Here is a 20766-nt window from a genome sequence, read left to right as displayed (position 1 = left end):
CTTGCATCACAAATTAGATTAACCGGCAGAAACAATAGGATCCCCCAGTGGAACACCTGGAAAATCATGTGATCAGACACTTTGTTCAGGAAACTGAAAGCGAGGGAGTTTATGAAGATAATGATGATAATACCCTTCGACCCATCCACCGGGGGTGGTGTCATGAGGGCTGTTAAATCTCAGGAAACCGTTTACAGGATGCTTGGAGCCAGCACCGAAACAGTCCATGCATCAGAACTTGACAGGGTCAACCTCAGGGACTATGACCTCATACACGTCCATGGCCCCCTCATCATCGGGGGCCTTATGATGATCCGCAGAAGCGGGGTGCCCGCAATCCTCACGGTACATGGCTGGGTTATGGATGAGGCAATAACCGCCCTCAGGATGAACCCCAGGGGGAACTTCCACTACATCTTCAGGATAATAAACTGGATACTGCACAGGCTGATATTCATAGGCCTTATTTACAGTGCAGTTACCACTGTATCAGAGATAACCCGGGCCAGAAACCGGCTGAAGGGTGTGGTTATACACAACGCACTTATCACAGGTGAAGTGGATGAAGCTGTTGCAGAATGCCCTTCTGCGGGTAGTGCAGAATATCTGAAGGCTGTGACATATGTCAGTATAGGTGGATCAAAGGTTCTGAGTGTCCCCCGCCTTGTAAGGATGGTGGAAAAGGTTAACAGGACCTCATCCCGGAATCTAAAACTCTTCGTGTTTGGAGATGTGGATGGCCACGAGACAGAGAACATCAAATTCATGGGTTACCGTGATGACTTCCTCTGCCACCTGAGGTCTGCGGACATCATGATACTCGGATATGAGATGAGTGAACTGGGATACGCCGTCCTGGAGGCGGGTTACCTTGGAGTCCCCGTTGCAAAGTTCCGGGGGGAGTACGAGGAACTCGAGGATGGAGTGCACGGGATAATAGCAGAGGACGATGAGGAGATGATGGAAAAACTCACTGAATTTACTGAGAACCCATCCCTGGCCCGGGAATGGGGTGAGAACCTGAGGGCCCATGTACTGAAAACCAGGTCCCCCCAGGTTATCGGGGAGAAGTGGAGGCGTCTGATCCGGGAGGTCACCGGGATGAGCCCCGAAGCCACCGGCAAAGGCTGATATCCATCCCATCAAACATTTTATCCCTGATCTACCACGGCATCAATGAAATCCAGCCACCTCCTCCTGATGGCATCAGGGCTGAACTGGAGGGCCCTCTCCCTGGCCCGCTCAGAGTATGAGTCAAGGACCTTCCTGTCTGTGATGATCTCGTGGAGTGTATCGACCCATAACCTTTCCTCCCTGCACAGTTCATCATCTGCAGCCCTCATTTCACCATCAAAGGGAGGTAGAAGGACCCCGTAATCTGCGAATTCCGTCTTTTCGGTTTTGAATGATGGATCTGAACTGGGGGCAAGTATCTCCCTTGGACCCCCACAGTCTGCGGCTGCAACAGGCGTCCCCAGGGCCATGGCCTCCATCAGGGCAAGTGGGAGTGCCTCCCTCAGTGATGGCAGGACAAAGAGGTCTGAATGTGCCATGAAACCATAGGGGTTCCTCTGGAATCCAGCAAAGTAAACGTCATATTCACCTGGCTCGCCACCGGTGAAGGTTTTAAGACCAAGGTCCTCTGATAGTCCCCGCAGGTACTCCCTCAGGTCCCCATCACCCAGTATGACCAGTTTGAGGTCGGGTATGAGTTCTCTTAGCCTGGCGAACACCCTGATAAGGTGCCACTGGCCCTTGGCATGTGTCAACCTTCCAGCGGTCAGGATCACAGGTGATGTGAACACATCCTTCCACCTTGCCGGTAGAACAGCAGCCCCCTCAATGGCATCGACGTCTATGTGGTTTGGTATCACCGCCACCTGCCTGGGGTCGATACCGTAGGCATCAGTGAGGTCAGTGGCCGACTCCATGGATACACAGATTATTCCAGCCGCCCTGGGATAGGTGAGCCTCACGAGGGCCTTCACACCCCTCCCATAGATATCGTCAAGGTTCTCATTCCTTGAGAGTACAGTGTGATGACTTACAACCGGTCTGTCAGAGCCGGCTGTGAGTATGTTCTGTATGCTGAGGGCCTCTGAGAAGGACACCGAGACATCAAGTTCAAGTTCAGCCTTGATGCGTCGCAGTGCAAGTATCCTCCTTATGAAAAGTCCAAGCCTCCGGGGCAGTCCATCCCCTGGAGAGGCAGGGGGGACGTCAAGGACATGGAAACTGCCACTCCACTCCTGCAGGGGTTCATGTCTGTAAACTGTGATCACGTGCACCTCGTGGTGCTCTGATAGAAGAGATGATAGACTGGCGGCAGCCCTGGCGACTCCACTATCATCAAGGGATGGTAATATGAGTCCAATCCTCATTCAATCACCCCAGACCAGTTCATAGACTCTCCTGGATGACTCCCCATCCTGGTGCTGGTTCACGAGGCTGTTCACGATCCTCCTCTCCCTCCTGTAATAGTCATCATCCTCAAGACACCTTTCAAGTTCCTCCAGGAAATCACTGAAGGTTTCAACACGGGGACCCGGGGCCCAGAACTCGAAGGGCTCCAGGACAAAACCCCTGACCCTCCGGTACTCCTCCAGGTCAGGGACAGCAAAGATCACAGGCCTGTCAAGGAGCAGAAAGTCAAAGTAGACCGATGAGTAATCGGTTACAAGGACATCAACCCCCTGGAGGATGTCGTAGAGATCCTCTGACGGGTCAAGGGCCCTGATATTACCCCCGGACCTCTGCCTGATCCCTGAATCGAGTGGGTGGAGCTTCATGAGGAAGACTGCGTCATGTTCCCTGAGAAAGTCCTGAAATTTCTCCTCACTGTAGTCCGGCATGCTGAATATGGACTCGTCCCTGCCAGTATCCCGGTAGGTTGGTGTGTACAGGATTATGGTCCTGGAATCATCCATGGTTCTGCCCTCTGTGAGGAGTTTATCGTTCCTTGGCTGACCTGTTATGTGTATCCTGCGGGCGTCCTGGTTGAAGCAGGCCGCCAGGGCATTCCTCATTATGGTGGAAGTTGCGATGAGGTAGTAGTTCTCATCACATACCCCCGGGAGCAGTATGGATGGCTCCCTTTCTGTGTAGCCCATTGCCTTCAGGGGCATCCCATGCCAGAGGTTGAGGTAGACCTGATTACCCGCCCTTATCATGAGGTGATAGCCGTGGGAGCTGACTATGTACCTTGACCTCAGGAACTGCCAGAATTCTGATGGAGTGTTCCTCAGATACTGTGGAGCGTCGAGGTCATCCCTGATACTGTCAACCACCCATATCATCCTGTAATCTGTTCCAAGGGATTTAATGTAACTGTAAAGCTGGGAAGGGTTATCTGAAAAATCTGGTATGCTTTCAAAGAGTATCTGATTGTCCCTCTTGGGTACAAGACGATTTATGGCAACCATGATAAGGTTAAGGGCTCTTCCAATCCATGAATTCAGCAGGAACCTGACGAATAAATCATGCAATGACATTATGATCCTCCATGAATTAATACCTGGTGGGCCTCCGGTAGATACACACCCTCATGACCGTAAAGGTATTTAATGGTAACCAGGATATAACCAGTATACCACCTCATTTTATGTATACTTTAAGAGATGTGGGAGGATGGACATCTACATAACCCTATCGGTACTGGCATCGGTATTCTATCTGGGGGCCGGAATGTACCCCCTCAAGCTGAGGAGGTGTAATCTGGAGTGGAGCTTCCTTCTCATAGCCATCGCACTGGCCCTGTGGGCACTGACATCCACACTCCTCCACACCACCTCAGGCGTGTACGGTCTGATACTCTACATGCTCTCGGGCCTCTCCATCATCCTGCTGCCAGCCCTGTTCCTGAACTTTGCCCTGGTACTCTCTGCAGATGATGAAAGGCTCACTAAGTTCACCGTTATACCCATAATACCCTCCTTCATCTTCATCTACCTGCTGCTTGTGGACTCCCTCCTTAAACCGGGGGACATCCATGACCTCCTCTCATGGACCGGCGACTTCCGGGAATTATTTGAGGCCTACATGGTGGGTTATCTTGCCGTCGCAGTCTCACTCATATGGAACCATGCCAGGGTGGCACCATCCCACCGTGAGAGGAATATGACCACCCTGATATTCATCGCATCATCCTTCAGCCTCATTGCAGCCATGATCCTGACCACCTTCATCCCGTCAAGCCCCCAGAACATGAACACACTGGGACAGATCGTGGGGATGATCGGAGCCGCAGGTATCGTCCATGCGATGGTCAATTACCATCCACCATCCATGAGCCCATCCCTTGCAGGTGAGAGCATAATAGATAAGGTCACCGACCTCGTCGTCCTACTGGATGCAGAGGGAGGGGTGATAAAGCTCAACCACAGGGCAGAAAGTGAACTGGGTGTGGACTCTGCAGGTAACTGGAGGGACATCGTTGCACCCGAACACCACGGCAAACTGGAGAGGGAATTTGAGGACATCAGGGAGAGGGCTTCATCCTCCAGGGGTGACTATCATCACAGGCCGCTATCCATTGAGTACCTGAGGTCAGATGGTGAGCGGCTCCCTGTGAAGCTCTTCATATCACTCATAAGGGAGGGTGCCGATGTGGTGGGATACTCCATGGTGGCCCAGGACCTCCGCCACACACTCAGGCTGAGGGACAGGATAGAGGAAACAGAGAAGTCAGAGAAACTTACCAGGATGCGCCTCCATGAATTCAGGACACTCAATGAAGCCATAGTCAGGATAAATCATAGCAACAGCCCTGATGAGCTCTTCAGGAACATCATGGGGCTCCTGAATGAGCATCTGGACCTGTCTGATGGTGCTCTTTATCTCATGAGGGATGGTGTCCTGAGCCCCCTGGGAGACGGCTTCAGCATTGATGACCCTGAGGAGATCCTTGGAGAACTGGATGATGCCGTGCTGGTGAGGGGTGGGCTGATAGCGGTGGCACTGAGGCATGACGATAAGACCCTCGGCTTCATGGTCTTCAGGAACGGGCATGAACCGGATGAATATGAGCTTAAACTGCTTGAAACTATGGGTGGGGAGGCTGCCTCGACACTGAAGAGGATATTCTATGAGAAGAGGCTGGTGGAATCCCTTGAGGAGACGGAGCTGCTATTGAGGGAGATCCACCACCGTGTCAAGAACAACCTGCAGGTGATCTCAAGCCTCCTTAACCTTCAGAGCAGCTACATAGATGACCCTGGAATCACCGGTGTGCTCAGGGACAGCCAGGGGCGCATCATGAGCATGTCAATGATACATGAGAAGCTCTACCGTTCAGGAAACCTTGCGGATGTGGATGTGCGGGGCTACATTGAGGGCCTTGCAAGGAGCATAATGTTCTCCTACCTGAGGCCTGATCAGCAGGTTGAGCTCAGATTTGAAATAGAGGACATCAAGCTCAACGTTGACACCATAATGCCCCTGGGACTCATAGTGAATGAACTTGTGACAAACGCCTTCAAGTATGCGTTCCCTGATGGTGGCGGTGAGGTGCGTGTTTCACTGGGCCGTGACGGTGATGGGTTTCTGCTTACCGTTGCAGATGATGGTGTGGGACTCCCTGATGACTTCAACCTGGACAGCCTCAGGAGCCTTGGGATGCTCCTTGTGAGGAACCTGACCGATCAGCTGAACGGTGAACTGGAGTACACCTCCAATGGGGGCACAGAGTTCAGGGTGAGGTTCTCGGAGGTACAGTACAAAAAGAGATTCTAAGAACCTGAAAAAACAGGATACACAACAAAATAGGGGCGTGTTTCTTCTAATTTTACTGCAACCCCCAGAAACCAGAAAAAGATCACAATCCATAACCTTTTCACAGCAACCCCCAGAACCAGAAAAAGATCACAATCCATAACCTTTTCACAGCAACCCCCAGAACCAGAAAAAGATCACAATTTATAAATAAAATCAGGGGCAGAAATATAGTTGCAGGATTCCGTCCTGCATTCTGGAGGCGATAGTATATCCCGTGGTATGCAACTGCTGTGCGTGCTGTTTGCATGCATGGTGTTACTTAATACCGGAGAGATCTATGCCCAGAACACACAAGGTGAAGAAGCACTGCTTCCTGATAACATGACAGCAAAAACCTGCAGTACAGTGATGGAGTCAAACTCCACAGTTGCAGTGGTTAATGCGAGTGCAGAGGCTAACAGGACTCTGGACTCTGCAGCGGGCCCATCCGTTTCACGGGCCGATGTTGAGGACGCCGCAGTCCGTGTCAACACCTTCATAGCAAAGAACAAACGCCTCCCCCTCACAGTTGAGGTTGGAAGCGTTAAGGTGAACATGGCACAGTTCCTGCAGCTTGAATCATACTACGTCCTCAACAGGACACCCACAGTGAATCAGGTTCAGTTGCCGGCTAAAACATCAGGGACCATGCTCAAAGGCTCAATTTACCTGAAGGATTACCTTGAAGTTGCAGGCAGGGTCCTCTCGTCAGGAGGGGCGCCCGGATACATAGGCTTCAGGGACCAGAACATAAGATTCGAATCACTTGTGTGGCTATTTGCAAGGGCAATTAATTTTAAAGTTACAAATCAGCGACTTCCAAACTACATCAAACTCAACGAACTCAACTCTGTGAAATCCTCCACCCCCACCAGTAATAATTCCGGCAGCAGCGATGCTGCCAGTGGCAATTCAGGTTTCACCAGGGAACAGATACTTGCAGCGGCCAAATCACTGAAGAACTACATTGACAGGAGTCAGAGCCTACCCGGGTATGTGCAGGTGGCAAACCAGCGGCTTGGTATAGCCCAGTTCCTGCATCTAATGGTTAAATGCCTCAACCAGATAAATCTGGGGAAGAACACCCCGATAGCACCGGTAACTGCCGGTGAGGCAACGAAGCCTGCAGGCGATGCCAGGGGTACCCTCAAAAGGTCAGAGTACCTCAAGGTGGCATCCGGCGTTCAGGGGTTCATGGAGAAGAACCATAGGGCCCCAAATTATGCAGGATCAAGTAAAGGTAGAATCTCGTATGAGAGCCTTGTATACTCCATTTCAAGGGTCCTGAGCTTCTACAGCACCAACAAGAGACTTCCGAACACCGTGACCGTAACGAGGCTGGCGTCCTCCCTGAAGAACAGGCCAGAGAATGACCCCTACAATGGTGAGAGCACCGCAAGGTACCTCGCCTCATCAGCCAGCTGTCCCGTGGACAGTCCTGATATCAGATCCCTTGCATCTGAGATAACAAGGGGGCTGACCTCGACGTTTTCCAGGGCGGAGGCCGTCTTCAACTGGGTGCGTGACAACATAAACTACAGCTTCTACTACAACACGAAGTACGGCGCAGTGGGCACACTCAAAAAAAGGACAGGAAACTGTGTGGATCACACACACCTCCTTGTTGCCCTGGCCAGGGCTTCAGGGATACCTGCCAGGTATGTGCACGGGACCTGTAACTTCACATCAGGTAAGGTCTATGGACATGTCTGGGCCCAGCTCCTCGTTGGCGATACATGGTACGCTGCAGATGCAACAAGCTCAAGGAACAGCCTTGGAGTTGTGAACAACTGGAACACTTCCAGCGCAGTGATAAAGGGCATATACGCGAGTTTACCGTTTTAGAGGTTAATAAACCTCATTTTTTCTTTTTCATGGTTCTCCCTGTGAGATATAAAAGCCAGAATAACAGGGACCACTGCCAGCAGATCAGAGCACCGGAATAAACACCATATACAATACTCAGAATAAGGATAATGAACACCGGATACAAAAGCTAATTAGAGGCCGGCCAGAGACAGTTAAATGGTGTTAACATGGACGTTCCACTCATGAGGGAGATTGTCATAATATTCAGCCTGGCACTCATGGTCCTCCTTCTGCTCAACCGGGCCAGGATCCCCGCCATTCTGGGCTTCTTTGTGACCGGGGTGATAGCCGGTCCATCTGTCCTCGGGGCTGTGTCATCAGGGAGTATTGAGAGCCTCGCTGAAATTGGTGTCATACTGCTCCTCTTCACAATTGGACTTGAAATGTCAGCTGAAAGGTTCGGGGAGTTCAGGAGAACAGCCCTGATAGGTGGAACCCTCCAGATATGTCTGACGGTCTCGGTGGTGGCCATCCTCACCCTGGTGCTGGGTCTGGACCCTGCTAAGGCCGTCTTCATGGGTTTCCTCATATCCCTCAGCAGTACAGCGGTGGTCCTCAAGGTCCTGCAGGACTTCCACGAGACCGAGGCACCCCATGGACAGGCCTCCCTGGCCATCCTCATATTCCAGGACGTTGCAGCCGTGCCCATGATCCTCACAGTGCCCTTCCTGGCAGGGGTGGTGAGTGACCCCTCATCGGCGCTGGGAACCCTCCTCACAGCTGGAGCTGTGCTCCTGGGGACCCTGGTATCGGCAAGGTGGCTTGTACCCGGACTCTTTGATGTGGTTGCAGCAACCGGGAGCCGTGAGATATTCCTCCTGACCGTCATACTTGTATGTGCATCCGTCACCTGGCTCACAGGGGAGGTGGGGCTCTCACCAGCCCTGGGGGCCTTCCTGGCGGGCCTCATCGTTGCAAACACAGACTACGCCCACAGGGCCCAGGGGACGGTGCTCCCCTTCCAGGAGGTCTTCCTTAGCTTCTTCTTCGTCTCCCTGGGAATGCTGCTGGATCTGAGGTTCTTCCTGAGCCATCTCTACCTCATAGTCCTGGCGGTGCTCGGGGTTCTCCTCATAAAGGTGGTCCTTAACAGCCTCGTTGGATTCGTCCTGGGCTACTCTGCCAGGGTTGTGGTCCTTCTGGGCCTTGTCCTTGCACAGATCGGTGAGTTCTCCTTCATACTCTCTGAGACCGGGCTGCATTACGGTCTCATGGACCGTTTAACATTCCAGGCCTTCCTCTCGGTTTCACTGATAACCATGGCCATCACCCCCTTCCTCATATCGCTCTCACCCAGGATCTCAGATAGGATAGTCCGCGCAGACCTCCACCCCCGGATAAAGAATGGAAGGGTCTACAGGAGGCCCTCGGTGGACCTGAGGGACCACCTGATAATCATAGGTATGGGTATAACCGGGAGGAGGCTTGCGGATACCTGTGAGGACCATGTTATACCCTACATAGGCCTGGATGTCAACCCTGAAGCCGTGAAAAGGGCCCGTGAGGAGGGTCTCAATGTATACTATGGAGATGGGACGCACCTGGCCGTGCTGAGGCACTTCAATGTCCCGGAGGCTGCGGTGATGGTGGTTGCCATTGCAGACTACCGGTCCACGGTCCATGCCATCCATGAGGCCAGGGCGCTGAATGAGGGTATGAAGATAATAGCGAGGATAAGGGGATTTGAGAATACTGAGATGCTCTACACAGCAGGGGCCGATGTGGTGGTTTCAGAGAAGCGTGAGGCTACCAGGAGGATCTCAGATGAGATATTCAGCTGTTACAGTGGTGTCTGTGAGCTTGAGGAGTGAGGGAGTTATGTGGAGAGTTGATCAAACATTGTATTACCCCCTTAATCTGACATGCACAGACCTCCTTCTCTGAAAATCGGTTATATGGTGGCTCTGAATTCAGATCCGGAGCGCGAATGCTCTTATCTTTGTAGGGACGGTTATCCAGACTCACGTAGCATAATGAAAACCATGAAAGACTCTAATATTGTCTTATTTGATTTAAAAAGTTCTAATAACGTCTTTTTTCAATTTTTAAACCGCAATGTTTATATATAAAGGCCTTTTTAAGAGTCTATATGGGGTTTTTAGCCCCAGTGGAGGCGGTAAAATTTCGAGAAAGCTGAACATTCTAATAGCCCTTGTTCTGGTGCTTTCCTTCATGGGCTCAAATGTGGCGTCTGCCGTTGAAATGGCAGACAATAGCACAGAGGATATGGAAGCCCAGAACACAACACAAACACAGGAAAACACAACAACAGAACAGAACACGACAGACACAGCAGAACAGAACACAACACAAACACAGGAAGACACAACAACAGAACAGGCACACGGCGCCATCTGGGTCAAGGCCTATGACATGGGAAAGGTCAACCTCAGTGAACTCAAAGGTAAGGGTATATCTGATGTTTTCCTTGAGCAGCTGGCCTTCAATGATGAACGCTTCAGAGCAAACCTCACCTCATTCCTTGGTAACGCTTCAGCCCAGGGTATAAGGGTGAGTGCCTGGGTCATCTGCCTCAGGGATGCTAACGGCAAATGGGTTGACCCAACCGGCAGGTACGCCTACAATGTTACAACCACCAGCAAGGTTACGGTCCAGGAACCCTACAGGTACTATTACACTGTAACGGTGAAGAAGGCCTACAGAACCTATGTGAAGAAGTGGTACAAGTCATGGTACAAGTACAGGGGCAAATGGAGATACAAGTGGAAGTACCGCTACGTTAAGAAAACCTACTACAGGTATGTTAAGGTGACGCGTTACACCATAAAGTACAGGACAGTCACAAAGACGGTTACCAGTACAGAGACAAGATACGGCTACAACACAACCTATGCAGAGCAGTTCATTAATAACCTCACCCGGAGGGTGCTATCATACACCAGCATTCCAGGGGTTGGTGGGATCCACCTCGACTATATCCGGTACCCTGGAAACGCATACCAGGTGCCCAACTCAACAGCAACCATAACAGGGATAGTCAGGAGAATCAGTGAAGCCGTTAGATCTGTTAACCCCGGGCTTCTACTGTCGGCTGCCCTGATGCCAGAGAAGGGAGCAAATGCCTACTACTATGGTCAGAACTACACCCAGCTTGCAGAGTACCTGGACGTCCTTGTGCCGATGGTCTACAAGGGTAACTACCGGGAGGATTCCTCCTGGATACAGAATGTAACTGCCTACATCAAGGCCAAGAGCCCAGGTGCAGAGGTGTGGACCGGACTTCAGACCTACAGATCCGACAGTGATGTGACGCCCATCCCTGCAGATGAGCTCATTGGAGATATAGATTCAGCCCTCCGTGGAGGAGCCGACGGATACGCCCTCTTCAGGTACGGGTTGATCGATAAAGACTTTCTAGGTGGGATACCATCCGCAAAAACAAAGCCGTCTGCTGAAAATTCACTGACCGCATCGATGATCATGGATGCCGCCAGCAGGGTTAAGGCATTCGTTGAGTCAAATTACAGGCTCCCCAACTATGTTAGCCTCGGCGAGAGTCAGGTTACACCCGCCGGATTCCTCTACCTGCTGGCAGAGTTCCTCACCGGTAAGGATCCTGTACCCGGATCCTTCAGTGAACCATCAGCCACAACCCTTAAGGCTTCAGGGACAATCCAGAAGGATGAGTACCTGCAGATCGCGTCACAGGTCCTGAGCTACATGTCATCAACAGGCACTGCGCCATCACAGATATCATCCAGTGCAGGGACCCTGAGCTTCAACGTCCTCCTTTACAGCCTGTCAAAGGTTGTGGCATTCCAGGAGGATAATGGAAGGCTCCCCAACTATGTCACTGTTGACAGTTCCATCTTCTCAGGCAGCTACCTGGCCTCAACAGCGAACTGCCAGGTTACAAGTACAGAGATAAGATCCCTTGCAGCAAGCATCACCAGGGGTCTGACCTCAGTGACTGCCAAGGCGACAGCGATATTCAACTGGGTGCGTGACAATATAAGCTACAGCTTTTACTACAACACCAGGTACGGTGCAGTGGGCACACTCAAAAACAGGACAGGAAACTGTGTTGACATAACACACCTCCTGGTTGCCCTTTCAAGGGCTTCAGGCATAGCAGCCAGGTATGTGCACGCCACATGCACATTCGTCTCAGGGAACACCTATGGCCATGTCTGGGCACAGCTCTACATCAATGGTTCATGGGTTAACGGCGACGCATCAAGCAACATGAACTCCCTTGGAGTCATAAAGAACTGGAATAGCGCCAGTATAAAGGGCTACTACGCGGAACTGCCATTTTAAAATTTTTTTTATTTTATTTTTTTGATATAGAAGATCCAATTTAACAGCTACTTTTGAAAAACTGGATCCTTGACGGGAAGATCCCATTCAACAGGCTAATCCCTTAAAATCCACAACAAACCTGATCTCTATATTGAAAACCCGCACAGGTACCCACTAGGTTCTCTTCATGTATTCGAGTTCCCTGAACCTGAGGGACACCGCCGTACCATGATCTGATTCTATCTCAAGTTCACCCTCAAGCTGATCTGCAAGGGCCCTCATGAGCGACAGGCCAACGGTACCATCAGATACACCCTCCATGCCGGTACCATCATCCTCAACCCGCAGGTAGAGGAGCCCATCTGATTCCATCGTCACGGTGATGCTGCCCTCCCCTGAGGGGAAGGCATGCCTGATTGAATTGGTAACCGCCTCATTTATGAGGAGCCCCAGGGGTATTGCGGTTTCAAGGTTCACCCGGACATCTGCATCCACCTGGAAGTGGATACCGTAGACCCCATAGGCGCTTACAAGTCTCTCAATGAGCCTTGTTATGAAGGACCCCATATCAACGCCAGTGAAGTTTCCGCTATCATAGATTGTCTCATGGAGGATAGCCATTGCCCTCACACGGCTCTGGGCATCCCTCAGGACCTCACGGGCCTCCTCACTGGCATTCATGGCCTGGATATTGAGGAGACTCATGATTATCTGGAGGTTATTCTTGACCCTGTGGTGGACCTCTGCAAGAAGAGCGTCCCTCTCACCTACTGTGGACTCGAGGGACCTCTGTATCCCAATAAGGTCCGTGATATCTGTGAGTGACACGATGTATCCAGTGAATTTTCCGTCAGAGAACCTTGGAACCATCCATCCCGTGTAGTGGCCATCACCCACCTTCATCCGTTCAATCATGACAGGTTCGCCACTGGATGATGGTCGTGGAAGATCCATGATCCCCAGTTTTTTCATGGCAGAGTTCCTGTAGATAATGCTCCCCTCATGGTCAAAGACCGCCACAGCCTCTGCAAGGTTTTCAACAACATCCTTGAAGAACTTCTGGGCCTCGAGGAGGTCCCTCTGGTATTCTGATCTCTTCTCATCTATCCTGTTGAGTTCATCCGATGCCAGGATAACAACTATTATGGTCAGGGAGGACGTCATCCCCATGAGGAACACCTCCCCGAATCCCGGGAAGAGCCTCTGACTTATCTTCATGGTGAAGAGGCCCAGGAGGGTTATGCTGGCTATCATGATGGGGATGAGCAGCCTGGCCAGATGGCCGCCGGTGAAGGACCTGTGTATTGGTGCAACTATACCCTCCTCAGGGTAGAGGCTAAGGAATGATGCAGATGTGAGGAGGTGGAGGATGGCGGTGTAGAATGCCATCTGGAAGTACTGACTGTAGACCCCGACACCTCCAAGGTATCCTGTGACCACGCAGTAGGCCACTGTCCCGGCTGAAAAGGCGAGTACCTGGGGTGCCGTGTACCTTGAGGACGAGAAGAGGATCAGTATGATGGCGTAGATGATGAAGAGGATTGATGATATGAAGCGGGAGTTTGAACCGTACCCTGTGATGGATGTCTGAAGGTACCCGGTGACGGTGAGGGTGTAGAAGACAAGTAGAAAGGTTGCAATGTAGAGTGCTGGGGTTCTGATCCGCTTTGAGAGGAGAATTATGGTTGACCCCAGCGTCAGGAATACTGCTGCTGTCATCGGCTGTGTGGGTGGTGATCCCAGGATCTCTCCCCTGAGCTGGGGGATTCCCATAAGATGGCCCGTGATTGTGAGGGATGATAGGATTATGACTGCAATGGCAAATGAAAGTGAGAGTCTCCTTGCAAGGATTGCAGAATCAGGTTCCAAGTTTAACACCCATAGAATTTCTGTGGGATCATGTAATAAAATCTTTCGAATACTTGCAGCACAGCTGATCCATGATTTTCAGTAAGGTGGGACCTGGACGCTCTTAAGATCTGTGCATCTGAAAGGAAAATTATCACTGTACAGATGAAATAGGCAAAAAAAGGTATATATTAATAAAAGTTTTAATTAATTTATAACTATTGTGTCTGGTTGGGGGTGCCATGAAACGCCTTTTCTGCCCGCTTTGCAGGGCCAATGTTGTGGCCGAGGTTTATGGCAGCCAGAGGGCGCACTTCTACTACATTGTATGTCCATCATGCGGGGCCCGCATATGCCTTGAAGGAGGGCAGTGAGACGCCTGACGTCATATCTCACATGTTATGACTCATCTCAGCAGAGTCCACAGTCTCCTTTATAATGGAGTGGGTGGGTTATTCCCGGTTTTGTCTCAAGATCAGGGAACCCGTCAGAGGATGGCTTTCCAGGAGCTCCGCCCTTAACCCATCCTTCACCCTGCCGGCCCCGGTATACCGTCAGCAACCGTTTAAGGATTTTCCTCCAGTAGTGTTGAGGAGGGGAGCCGTCATGGCACTTAAGCAGATATCTGAATTTTTCACACAGATGAAAGATTAATTAATCAGCGGTCAATATTTCTGAGTTTCCACACAGATGAAAGATTAATTAATCAGCGGTCAATATTATCATATGGAACCCTTTATTAAAGCGGGACTGGTTCTCATCACCCTGATCCTCGGTTCAGTCCCGGTCCATGCAGAACCTGTTGCCATTCCCCGGGTGAACATGGATGGTCCGCCCTATGAGGGGATGGTGAGGGAGGTCCATGGTGAGGGGAGTCAGAGGTACTGGATATTCAAACCTGCAGCACCCGGAAGATACCCTGTGGTGGTCCTCATCCATGGCTGGGCAGCCACTGAACCCATCTTCTATATGGCCTGGATAAGGCACCTTGTAGGGGATGGTATAATCGTGGTCTACCCCCGCTATCAGAACCTCCTTGATACCAGCTCAGAGAACTTCACAGAGAACAGCGCCTACGCTGTAAGAAAAGCCCTCGGTGACCTGGAAGGTGAATTCAATGGAAGACTGTACATTGCAGGGCACTCAGCAGGCGGGATCATAGCGGTCAACCTCGCAGCGAGAGGTGACATCCCCAAACCCGTGGCGGTGCTCTCAATCCAGCCAGGGGACTCAGAGGGTGGAAGGAAACTCCAGAACCTCTCAAAAATCCCTGGGGACGTCATCCTGGTTGTGATGGCCGGTGACGCGGACACCATCACAGGTACCGCTGACTCCCACCGTATAATGAGGATGACCCCCCAGATACCACCCGGCAGGAAGATCTTCCTCCTTGTACAGTCAGACAGGACACTGGTGGCTGATCATCTCTCACCACTTGCGGTCTCAGACGAATACGGTCTACTCGTGGATAACCTTGATTACAGTGGCTACTGGAAGGTCCTTGACATCCTCATCGACCTGGAAGGTGACAGCCTCACCTCTGCAGATATGGATGAACTGACAGGGATGGGGACCTGGGATGATGGGAGACCGGTGAAGAGGATGAAGATAATCACTTAACATTGAAGGCAGATAATTGATAGTGTTCAGGGGGATCCTTGAAGAGATGACAGAATGGAGGAATTTAATGGACAGGAGAGTACTTATAATCATGGCCGTGGCTGTGGTGGCTGTCGCGGCACCTGTACTTGCAGTTGAGGTCTTTGATGAGGCCATATTCTCACAGATACCCTACAGTTACACATCCTACACATCCATACCCTCAAATAAGGCAGGGGAGGCCTCACTTGGAGGATACTACTCCATAAACGGTACCGGGAGGGACTTCAATTTCAGCATAGTCCTCCCGGGGGCAGAGAACTTCGACACCCATGAGGTCAACGGTACACGCATATGTTACAATGAGAGCGGTCTGAGCGGCACCGGACACATAGATCACATCGACGTCACCTGGGAAACCATCTACCTCCTCCTCAGGGGTGACCTGAAGTCTGCGATGTTCAGCACACCGCTGAGGGGCCACTACAGGATGACCTGCGCTGCCTGGGATGGTGGCGGGAACTTCAGCAATGACGGCAGGACCTTTAAGGGGGACTTCAGGATAAACGGGGTCGAGACATTCTTCGGCGGGAACTTCACCCTGAGGTCAGAGAATGGCCGTATAGTTCTGAGTGCAGACTACATCCACCACCCCCAGGGAAAGCCATGGGAGGCCCGGAGGGTTAAAAAGGACTTTTACATGTGAACTCCAGGAGGATCTGCAATGACCCGGGTTAAAAAGGACTCTTACATGTAAACTCCAGGAGGATCTGCAATGACCCGAAGGAATATCAGGGACTGCGAATATTTCAGGGCCGCTGATGGGAGCCTCCTCTGTGAGCTCCTGCACCCAGACAATGAGGGCCTGGATATGGGCTTCAGCCTGGCCCACGCCATCCTCAGGAGAGGTGAGGCCTCGGAGCCCCACCGTCTGAGGGAGTCGGTGGAGGTCTACTACATCATGGAGGGTGAGGCCACCATGCACATCGATGATGAGTCATTCACAGTGAGGGAGGGCGACGCCATCCATATACCCGCCGGTGCTATCCAGTACATTGAGAACACCGGGGAGTCGGAGCTCTCATTCCTCTGCATCGTCTCCCCTCCCTGGCATAGGGACGATGAGGAACTGATAAAGAAATAGTAAAAGAAATTGAATTAAAATGCAGAGGATATCAAATAAAAAATGAGTTCATGACCATTCTTTCTATAATGTTGTGTGCAGCATCTACTTGATATCCTACATTCTGCTTTTCTAGAAACCTCCCCTTTACAAAATGAAATGGTTATAACTTATCTTCGAAGACGAGCTTGTATAGTCTTTCAGAGGATTTATCATCCTTGTAGTAATTTACGAGGTCGTTTATAACGTTTCTTTCTTCTTGATAATATTCCGGGTTTTCTATGCTTTTTTCCAGTTCTCCCAGGAATTCTTTGAAGTTTTTGACCTTGGGCCCCGGCGTCCAGAATTCGAATGGTTCCAGTACGAAGCCCCTTTTCTCCCGATATTCTTCAAGATCAGAGACTATAAAGATAATGGGCCGATCCAGTAACAGGAAATCAAAATAAACTGATGAGTAGTCTGTTATTAGGATGTCGACGCATCCCATTATATCATAGATATCTATGAGATTTTCTTGTAAGGTTCCTGTATTTATGAGTTTAATGTTCTCAGCGTCCTTAAAGTATGCTGTAGCCTTCTCTTCCTCCAGTCGATGGAACTTCACAAGGCAGAGAACCCCATGATCCTTTAAGAATTCCTGAAAATCATTTATATCAAAATCAGGGAGATTAAAGTTATATGATATAAGCTGCCCATCCTCCCTATAATCAGCTGACCTGAATGTGGGTGCAAACAAAATAATCTTGTTATACCTGGCTGGATCAATCTTTAAAATTTCCAGAATTCTCTCTTGACAGCCCTTAAAAAGTTTATCATTCCTTGGCTGACCAGTTACAAATATGCGTCTCGCGTCTTGATTGAAACAGGCTGCAAGAGCATTCCTCATGATGGTGGAAGTCGCTATAAGATAATAATTCTCATCATCGAAGTTAAATGGCAAAGCAACATCTCTATTCTCAGCATAGCCCATAGCCTTTAAAGGCATGCCATGCCAAACATTAACAAAAACCTGGTTTTTTGTTCTCGCTGGATGGCTGCCATGTGATGTTACAATATACCTTGATCTTAAAAACTGCCATAACCTTCCAAGGGTGGATCTTTTATACTGTGGGACATCAACCTCTTCCTGTATTTCGTCTACAGCCCACACCAATCTATACTCAGTTTTTTTGGAACTTATATAATCATATAATGCCTTGGGATTATCTGAAAACTCAGGGCTACTGTCAAATATTATCTGATTACGTTTAGGTATTAAATAATTTATTAATTTAATAATGAGCGTGAAGAATGAGAGGAATTTCTCCTTTGTCAATTTTAGGATTGCTTTTAGCATTGTCACTCCTCCACAGTCGATTAGTCGTCCTGGTTATCTTATTTAATTTATGAGATAACTATAAAGTTTTTAGCCGATCTAAATTAAAAGCCTTAATGCCATAGATAGCCTCTCTTACCAATCAAAATTATCGTCTTAAGAGCCCATAATCAGGAAAGATGATGCGGAGGTATCTAAGATGCTGCTTAAACTGACGTGTTCCTGATATGTAACCGCCAGTTCCCTTATATGTCCAATTGAAGAATTTTCATCTCCCTCGGATAAGTACTGAAACCATATCATCTAAATCACTGCGTCCATTTATACTGAATTCATTGAATGGTTTCTAAGCCATGGAGCAGCGGTGAGTTCACTGTCATAGATGAATGTCTCATACTGTCTTCACAACCATAATAAGCACGGGAGTAGTATATCTTCCTGAGAAATGATAGGTGGACGACCACTACATTAAGAAGACATGGGACCCGGCTCTCATTCCTCTGCATCGTCTCCCCTCCCTGGCATAGGGATGATGAGGAACTGATAGAGAAAAAGTAAAAGAAATTGAATTAAAATGCAGAGGATATCAAATAAAAAAATCAGGTTCCTGTTCCAGAGCATGGAACCTTTAATTTTTCACATCGTTGAATCATATTCATCTGGAGACATCAATCATCCTTGAAGTCCACGAAGATGCTCTCTGAGCCATTGGTGTGATAGGATGTCACATTGACGTCCCTGTCCGCATCAACCTGGATGTCCACGGTCATGGTCCTGCACTGACCCTCCCTGGTGCTGTTGCGGACCTGGGGTTGGAGTGCATCATCGGGTGCACCCACCGAGACCAGTGATGTGACCACCGTGACGGCTATGAGGAATGATAGGAGGGCCCACTCACCGGCTGTCCCCGTCTTTATCCTCTTCTTCCTCTGGAGGCAGTGGTAGGGTGTGTCCTTGAGGGGGTAGAGCAGGGGGCATCCATGGACCGTGAAGAGGTCCAGGAGGATGTGGGATGTGATTCCAGCAAGGAGCGGGATCCCATTCTCCGGACTCTTCAGTGAATAGAGTAGAAGGGGTGGTAAAATAAGGAGTGTGTGTCCGATGCCCCTGTGCCTCCCTGTGAGGTAATCCAGGAGGTCAGGGACTGTACCCGCAGCCCCGGCGAGGAGGGCCCCTCTGATGATTGACGTTACAGGGTACAGGAAGTTGATCAGGAGGAAGAGAACGACTGCAGCTGTTACATGAGTCCTTAACTTCACCTATTTCACCTTACAATGTAGTTGATTGTCCTGAAGACTATGAGGGCGAACCAGATTGTGCTCGTTGCAAGGAGACCGTACTCCAGACCCACCCTCAGGTAGCAGAGTGAGGCGAATACTGATATGAGGGCCATCACCGTGACAGAGACGTCGATGGAGTCCCCATCCAGGCACCCTGATGGGTTGAGCTTCTTGAAGGTTGAGTAGAAGGACTGGACCTCACCCCTGAAGGTCCCGGTGAGGCCTGCCATGTACTTCACCCTCCCGTGGGTGTGTAGCCAGAGGTACTTGCCTGCCGCCTTCCCTGTGAGGTCCTCGAAGTGGTCCATGAAGACCCAGGTCTCCCTCTCAATGGATGCTATGGCCGTCATTATCTCTGTGATGGTAAGCTTCTCCTGTGCACCGGGTTCATGGGCCCTCATTATCTCCAGGAGGCCTGCCTTGAGGGGCATGGGTGATACCAGGTAGACCAGGGCGGCCTGGAGGTTGAGTTCCTCTGCCCTTTCACTGAGTTCATGGTAGGTGTCCCTGATGTTCCCGCCGCAGTGGATGACGTTACCATCCTCAAGACAGGACACGATTTTTATTAAGTCCATGGAATAAAGTAATAAGTAATATTATTTAAATTTTTCGTATGAGGTATGGGTGCGACAGATTTTTACTGCTGGAGGTTTAAGGTGGAATAGGATAGATGGTCTGGACTGATAAAAGATCCAGGAGTGGACAGTGAATGCAGATCCTCGAGGATGGAGAGATGAAAAATGAAGATATGTGCTGTTGTCGTCACATACAACCGTAAGGATTTACTCGTGGAGTGCCTTGAAGCCCTGAGGAGGCAGACAGGACCGTTAGATGCAATCTACATCATAGACAATGCCTCAACAGATGGAACACCCCATCTACTCATGGAGGGGGGCTACATAGATAACCCGGATGGCTCCGTGAAAAATCTGCCGGACCATCATGGGGGGTCACTGAAAATTGTCTATGTGCGGCTCAATGAAAATACTGGAGGTGCCGGAGGATTCTATGAGGGCGTGAAGAGAGCCTTCCATGATGGATACGACTGGATATGGCTCATGGATGATGACGTTGAACCAGAAGAATATACCCTTGAAAAACTTCTCAGAGCCTCTGAAAGAATCCCTGAAGATATTTCCGCAGTTGCTCCTGTGAGGTTCTTCCAGGGTTCGCTCTTCAATCGTGAGACAAGACCTTCAACTTCAGAAATCCCCTAAAATACTTCACATATGATGTTATAAGTGATGATGATCTTAAAGAGGAATACTTTAAGATATCAGCCATATCCTTTGAGGGACCCCTTATAAAGAGAGAAGCCATTGAAAGGATAGGATTCCCTGATGAAAGTCTTTTCATAATTGCAGACGATACAGACTACGCCATCAGGCTGCGGGATTATGGACCAATTTATATGGTATCAGGGGCCAGACTCATCAAAAAGGTGGCTGCAGAGCCAGATTTCAACTGGAAGACCTTCTATCATCTGAGGAATGTGATCTATCTGGATAGGAAGTATGGAGAGAACATCCTTGTGAGGTATTTAAGACCCATGAGGACCCTCATTATCCTCACCTATCAATGCCTTAAATATAAACCATCCGGTTTCAGATACCTCTTAAAGGCTTTTTGGGAGGGATATACTCTCAAAAGGGGAAAAACCGTGAAACCGGGAGAATTCTAACCCTCTTGGAGGTCCCTGACTATCCCCATGATCAGAA

General features: G+C 50.0%; 16 protein-coding genes. 10 read left to right on the top strand and 6 right to left on the bottom strand.

Annotated elements, in window-relative coordinates:
• Positions 1 to 111: 111 nt before the first annotated feature.
• Entirely contained in the window at positions 112 to 1131 is a 1020-nt protein-coding gene (locus tca_RS01625; protein WP_286709013.1) for a glycosyltransferase family 4 protein, read from the top strand.
• 20 nt (positions 1132 to 1151) lie between these two features.
• Here tca_RS01625 and tca_RS01620 read toward each other — a convergent pair whose 3' ends face one another.
• Both tca_RS01620 and tca_RS01615 read right to left on the bottom strand, forming a co-directional pair.
• Positions 1152 to 2381: a glycosyltransferase gene (locus tag tca_RS01620; protein WP_286709012.1), complete on the bottom strand. Its 1230-nt coding sequence runs from the start codon at positions 2379 to 2381 to the stop codon at positions 1152 to 1154.
• On the bottom strand, positions 2382 to 3491 hold the full coding sequence (locus tag tca_RS01615; RefSeq protein WP_286709011.1) for a CDP-glycerol glycerophosphotransferase family protein: 1110 nt from the start codon (positions 3489 to 3491) through the stop codon (positions 2382 to 2384).
• A gap of 136 nt (positions 3492 to 3627) precedes the next feature.
• Between tca_RS01615 and tca_RS01610 the strand changes: the two genes are divergently transcribed.
• From tca_RS01610 to tca_RS01595, 4 genes are all read left to right on the top strand, one after another.
• Positions 3628 to 5730: a histidine kinase dimerization/phosphoacceptor domain -containing protein gene (locus tag tca_RS01610; protein ID WP_286709010.1), complete on the top strand. Its 2103-nt coding sequence runs from the start codon at positions 3628 to 3630 to the stop codon at positions 5728 to 5730.
• A gap of 291 nt (positions 5731 to 6021) precedes the next feature.
• The gene (locus tca_RS01605) at positions 6022 to 7596 is read left to right on the top strand and encodes a pseudomurein-binding repeat-containing protein (RefSeq protein ID WP_286709009.1); all 1575 of its coding nucleotides are present in this window, start codon (positions 6022 to 6024) and stop codon (positions 7594 to 7596) included.
• A 191-nt stretch (positions 7597 to 7787) separates the two neighbouring features.
• Positions 7788 to 9431 (top strand): cation:proton antiporter, encoded by a 1644-nt coding sequence (locus tag tca_RS01600; RefSeq protein WP_115892406.1) that lies wholly within the window; start codon positions 7788 to 7790, stop codon positions 9429 to 9431.
• 361 nt (positions 9432 to 9792) lie between these two features.
• The gene (locus tag tca_RS01595) at positions 9793 to 11901 is read left to right on the top strand and encodes a pseudomurein-binding repeat-containing protein (RefSeq protein WP_170130295.1); all 2109 of its coding nucleotides are present in this window, start codon (positions 9793 to 9795) and stop codon (positions 11899 to 11901) included.
• Positions 11902 to 12057: 156 nt separating this feature from the next.
• On the opposite strand, the gene tca_RS01590 is transcribed toward tca_RS01595, so the two are convergent.
• Positions 12058 to 13752, bottom strand: coding sequence for a sensor histidine kinase (locus tca_RS01590; protein ID WP_286709008.1), 1695 nt, complete (start codon positions 13750 to 13752; stop codon positions 12058 to 12060).
• 200 nt (positions 13753 to 13952) lie between these two features.
• On the opposite strand from tca_RS01590, the gene tca_RS01585 reads away from it, so the two are divergent.
• The 4 genes from tca_RS01585 (at position 13953) to tca_RS01570 (ending at position 16474) form a co-directional block, all read left to right on the top strand.
• Positions 13953 to 14105 (top strand): hypothetical protein, encoded by a 153-nt coding sequence (locus tca_RS01585; RefSeq protein ID WP_286709007.1) that lies wholly within the window; start codon positions 13953 to 13955, stop codon positions 14103 to 14105.
• 352 nt (positions 14106 to 14457) lie between these two features.
• Positions 14458 to 15351 (top strand): alpha/beta fold hydrolase, encoded by an 894-nt coding sequence (locus tag tca_RS01580; protein ID WP_286709006.1) that lies wholly within the window; start codon positions 14458 to 14460, stop codon positions 15349 to 15351.
• A 67-nt stretch (positions 15352 to 15418) separates the two neighbouring features.
• The gene (locus tca_RS01575) at positions 15419 to 16036 is read left to right on the top strand and encodes a hypothetical protein (RefSeq protein WP_286709005.1); all 618 of its coding nucleotides are present in this window, start codon (positions 15419 to 15421) and stop codon (positions 16034 to 16036) included.
• Between the two features lie 69 nt (positions 16037 to 16105).
• Positions 16106 to 16474 (top strand): cupin domain-containing protein, encoded by a 369-nt coding sequence (locus tca_RS01570; protein WP_115892411.1) that lies wholly within the window; start codon positions 16106 to 16108, stop codon positions 16472 to 16474.
• A gap of 142 nt (positions 16475 to 16616) precedes the next feature.
• Here the strand turns inward: tca_RS01570 and tca_RS01565 are convergent, their stop codons facing one another.
• From tca_RS01565 to tca_RS01555, 3 genes are all read right to left on the bottom strand, one after another.
• Positions 16617 to 17789 carry a CDP-glycerol glycerophosphotransferase family protein gene (locus tag tca_RS01565; protein WP_115892412.1) on the bottom strand — a complete coding sequence of 391 codons (1173 nt, stop codon included), beginning with the start codon at positions 17787 to 17789 and terminating at the stop codon, positions 16617 to 16619.
• A 647-nt stretch (positions 17790 to 18436) separates the two neighbouring features.
• Entirely contained in the window at positions 18437 to 19027 is a 591-nt protein-coding gene (locus tag tca_RS01560) for a metal-dependent hydrolase (RefSeq protein WP_115892413.1), read from the bottom strand.
• Between the two features lie 5 nt (positions 19028 to 19032).
• On the bottom strand, positions 19033 to 19623 hold the full coding sequence (locus tca_RS01555) for a hypothetical protein (RefSeq protein ID WP_286709004.1): 591 nt from the start codon (positions 19621 to 19623) through the stop codon (positions 19033 to 19035).
• Positions 19624 to 19788: 165 nt separating this feature from the next.
• Here tca_RS01555 and tca_RS01550 point away from each other — a divergent pair, with 165 nt between their 5' ends.
• Positions 19789 to 20265: a glycosyltransferase gene (locus tca_RS01550; protein ID WP_245942846.1), complete on the top strand. Its 477-nt coding sequence runs from the start codon at positions 19789 to 19791 to the stop codon at positions 20263 to 20265.
• Positions 20266 to 20766 lie beyond the last annotated feature (501 nt).

The organism is Methanothermobacter sp. EMTCatA1 (assembly GCF_002356395.1).
GTDB classification, from domain to species: domain Archaea; phylum Methanobacteriota; class Methanobacteria; order Methanobacteriales; family Methanothermobacteraceae; genus Methanothermobacter; species Methanothermobacter thermautotrophicus.
This window is presented reverse-complemented; position numbering and strand designations above follow the sequence as displayed.

Excerpts from the sequence above, each read along its gene's own strand:
- tca_RS01555 (WP_286709004.1), bottom strand. The coding sequence starts at position 19,623 with ATGGACTTAATAAAAATCGTGTCCTGTCTTGAGGATGGTAACGTCATC.
- tca_RS01600 (WP_115892406.1), top strand. The coding sequence starts at position 7,788 with ATGGACGTTCCACTCATGAGGGAGATTGTCATAATATTCAGCCTGGCA.
- tca_RS01595 (WP_170130295.1), top strand. The coding sequence starts at position 9,793 with ATGGGCTCAAATGTGGCGTCTGCCGTTGAAATGGCAGACAATAGCACA.
- tca_RS01580 (WP_286709006.1), top strand. The coding sequence starts at position 14,458 with ATGGAACCCTTTATTAAAGCGGGACTGGTTCTCATCACCCTGATCCTC.
- tca_RS01575 (WP_286709005.1), top strand. The coding sequence starts at position 15,419 with ATGGACAGGAGAGTACTTATAATCATGGCCGTGGCTGTGGTGGCTGTC.
- tca_RS01565 (WP_115892412.1), bottom strand. The coding sequence starts at position 17,789 with ATGCTAAAAGCAATCCTAAAATTGACAAAGGAGAAATTCCTCTCATTC.
- tca_RS01570 (WP_115892411.1), top strand. The coding sequence starts at position 16,106 with ATGACCCGAAGGAATATCAGGGACTGCGAATATTTCAGGGCCGCTGAT.
- tca_RS01620 (WP_286709012.1), bottom strand. The coding sequence starts at position 2,381 with ATGAGGATTGGACTCATATTACCATCCCTTGATGATAGTGGAGTCGCC.
- tca_RS01550 (WP_245942846.1), top strand. The coding sequence starts at position 19,789 with ATGAAGATATGTGCTGTTGTCGTCACATACAACCGTAAGGATTTACTC.
- tca_RS01605 (WP_286709009.1), top strand. The coding sequence starts at position 6,022 with ATGGTGTTACTTAATACCGGAGAGATCTATGCCCAGAACACACAAGGT.
- tca_RS01610 (WP_286709010.1), top strand. The coding sequence starts at position 3,628 with ATGGACATCTACATAACCCTATCGGTACTGGCATCGGTATTCTATCTG.
- tca_RS01615 (WP_286709011.1), bottom strand. The coding sequence starts at position 3,491 with ATGTCATTGCATGATTTATTCGTCAGGTTCCTGCTGAATTCATGGATT.
- tca_RS01625 (WP_286709013.1), top strand. The coding sequence starts at position 112 with ATGAAGATAATGATGATAATACCCTTCGACCCATCCACCGGGGGTGGT.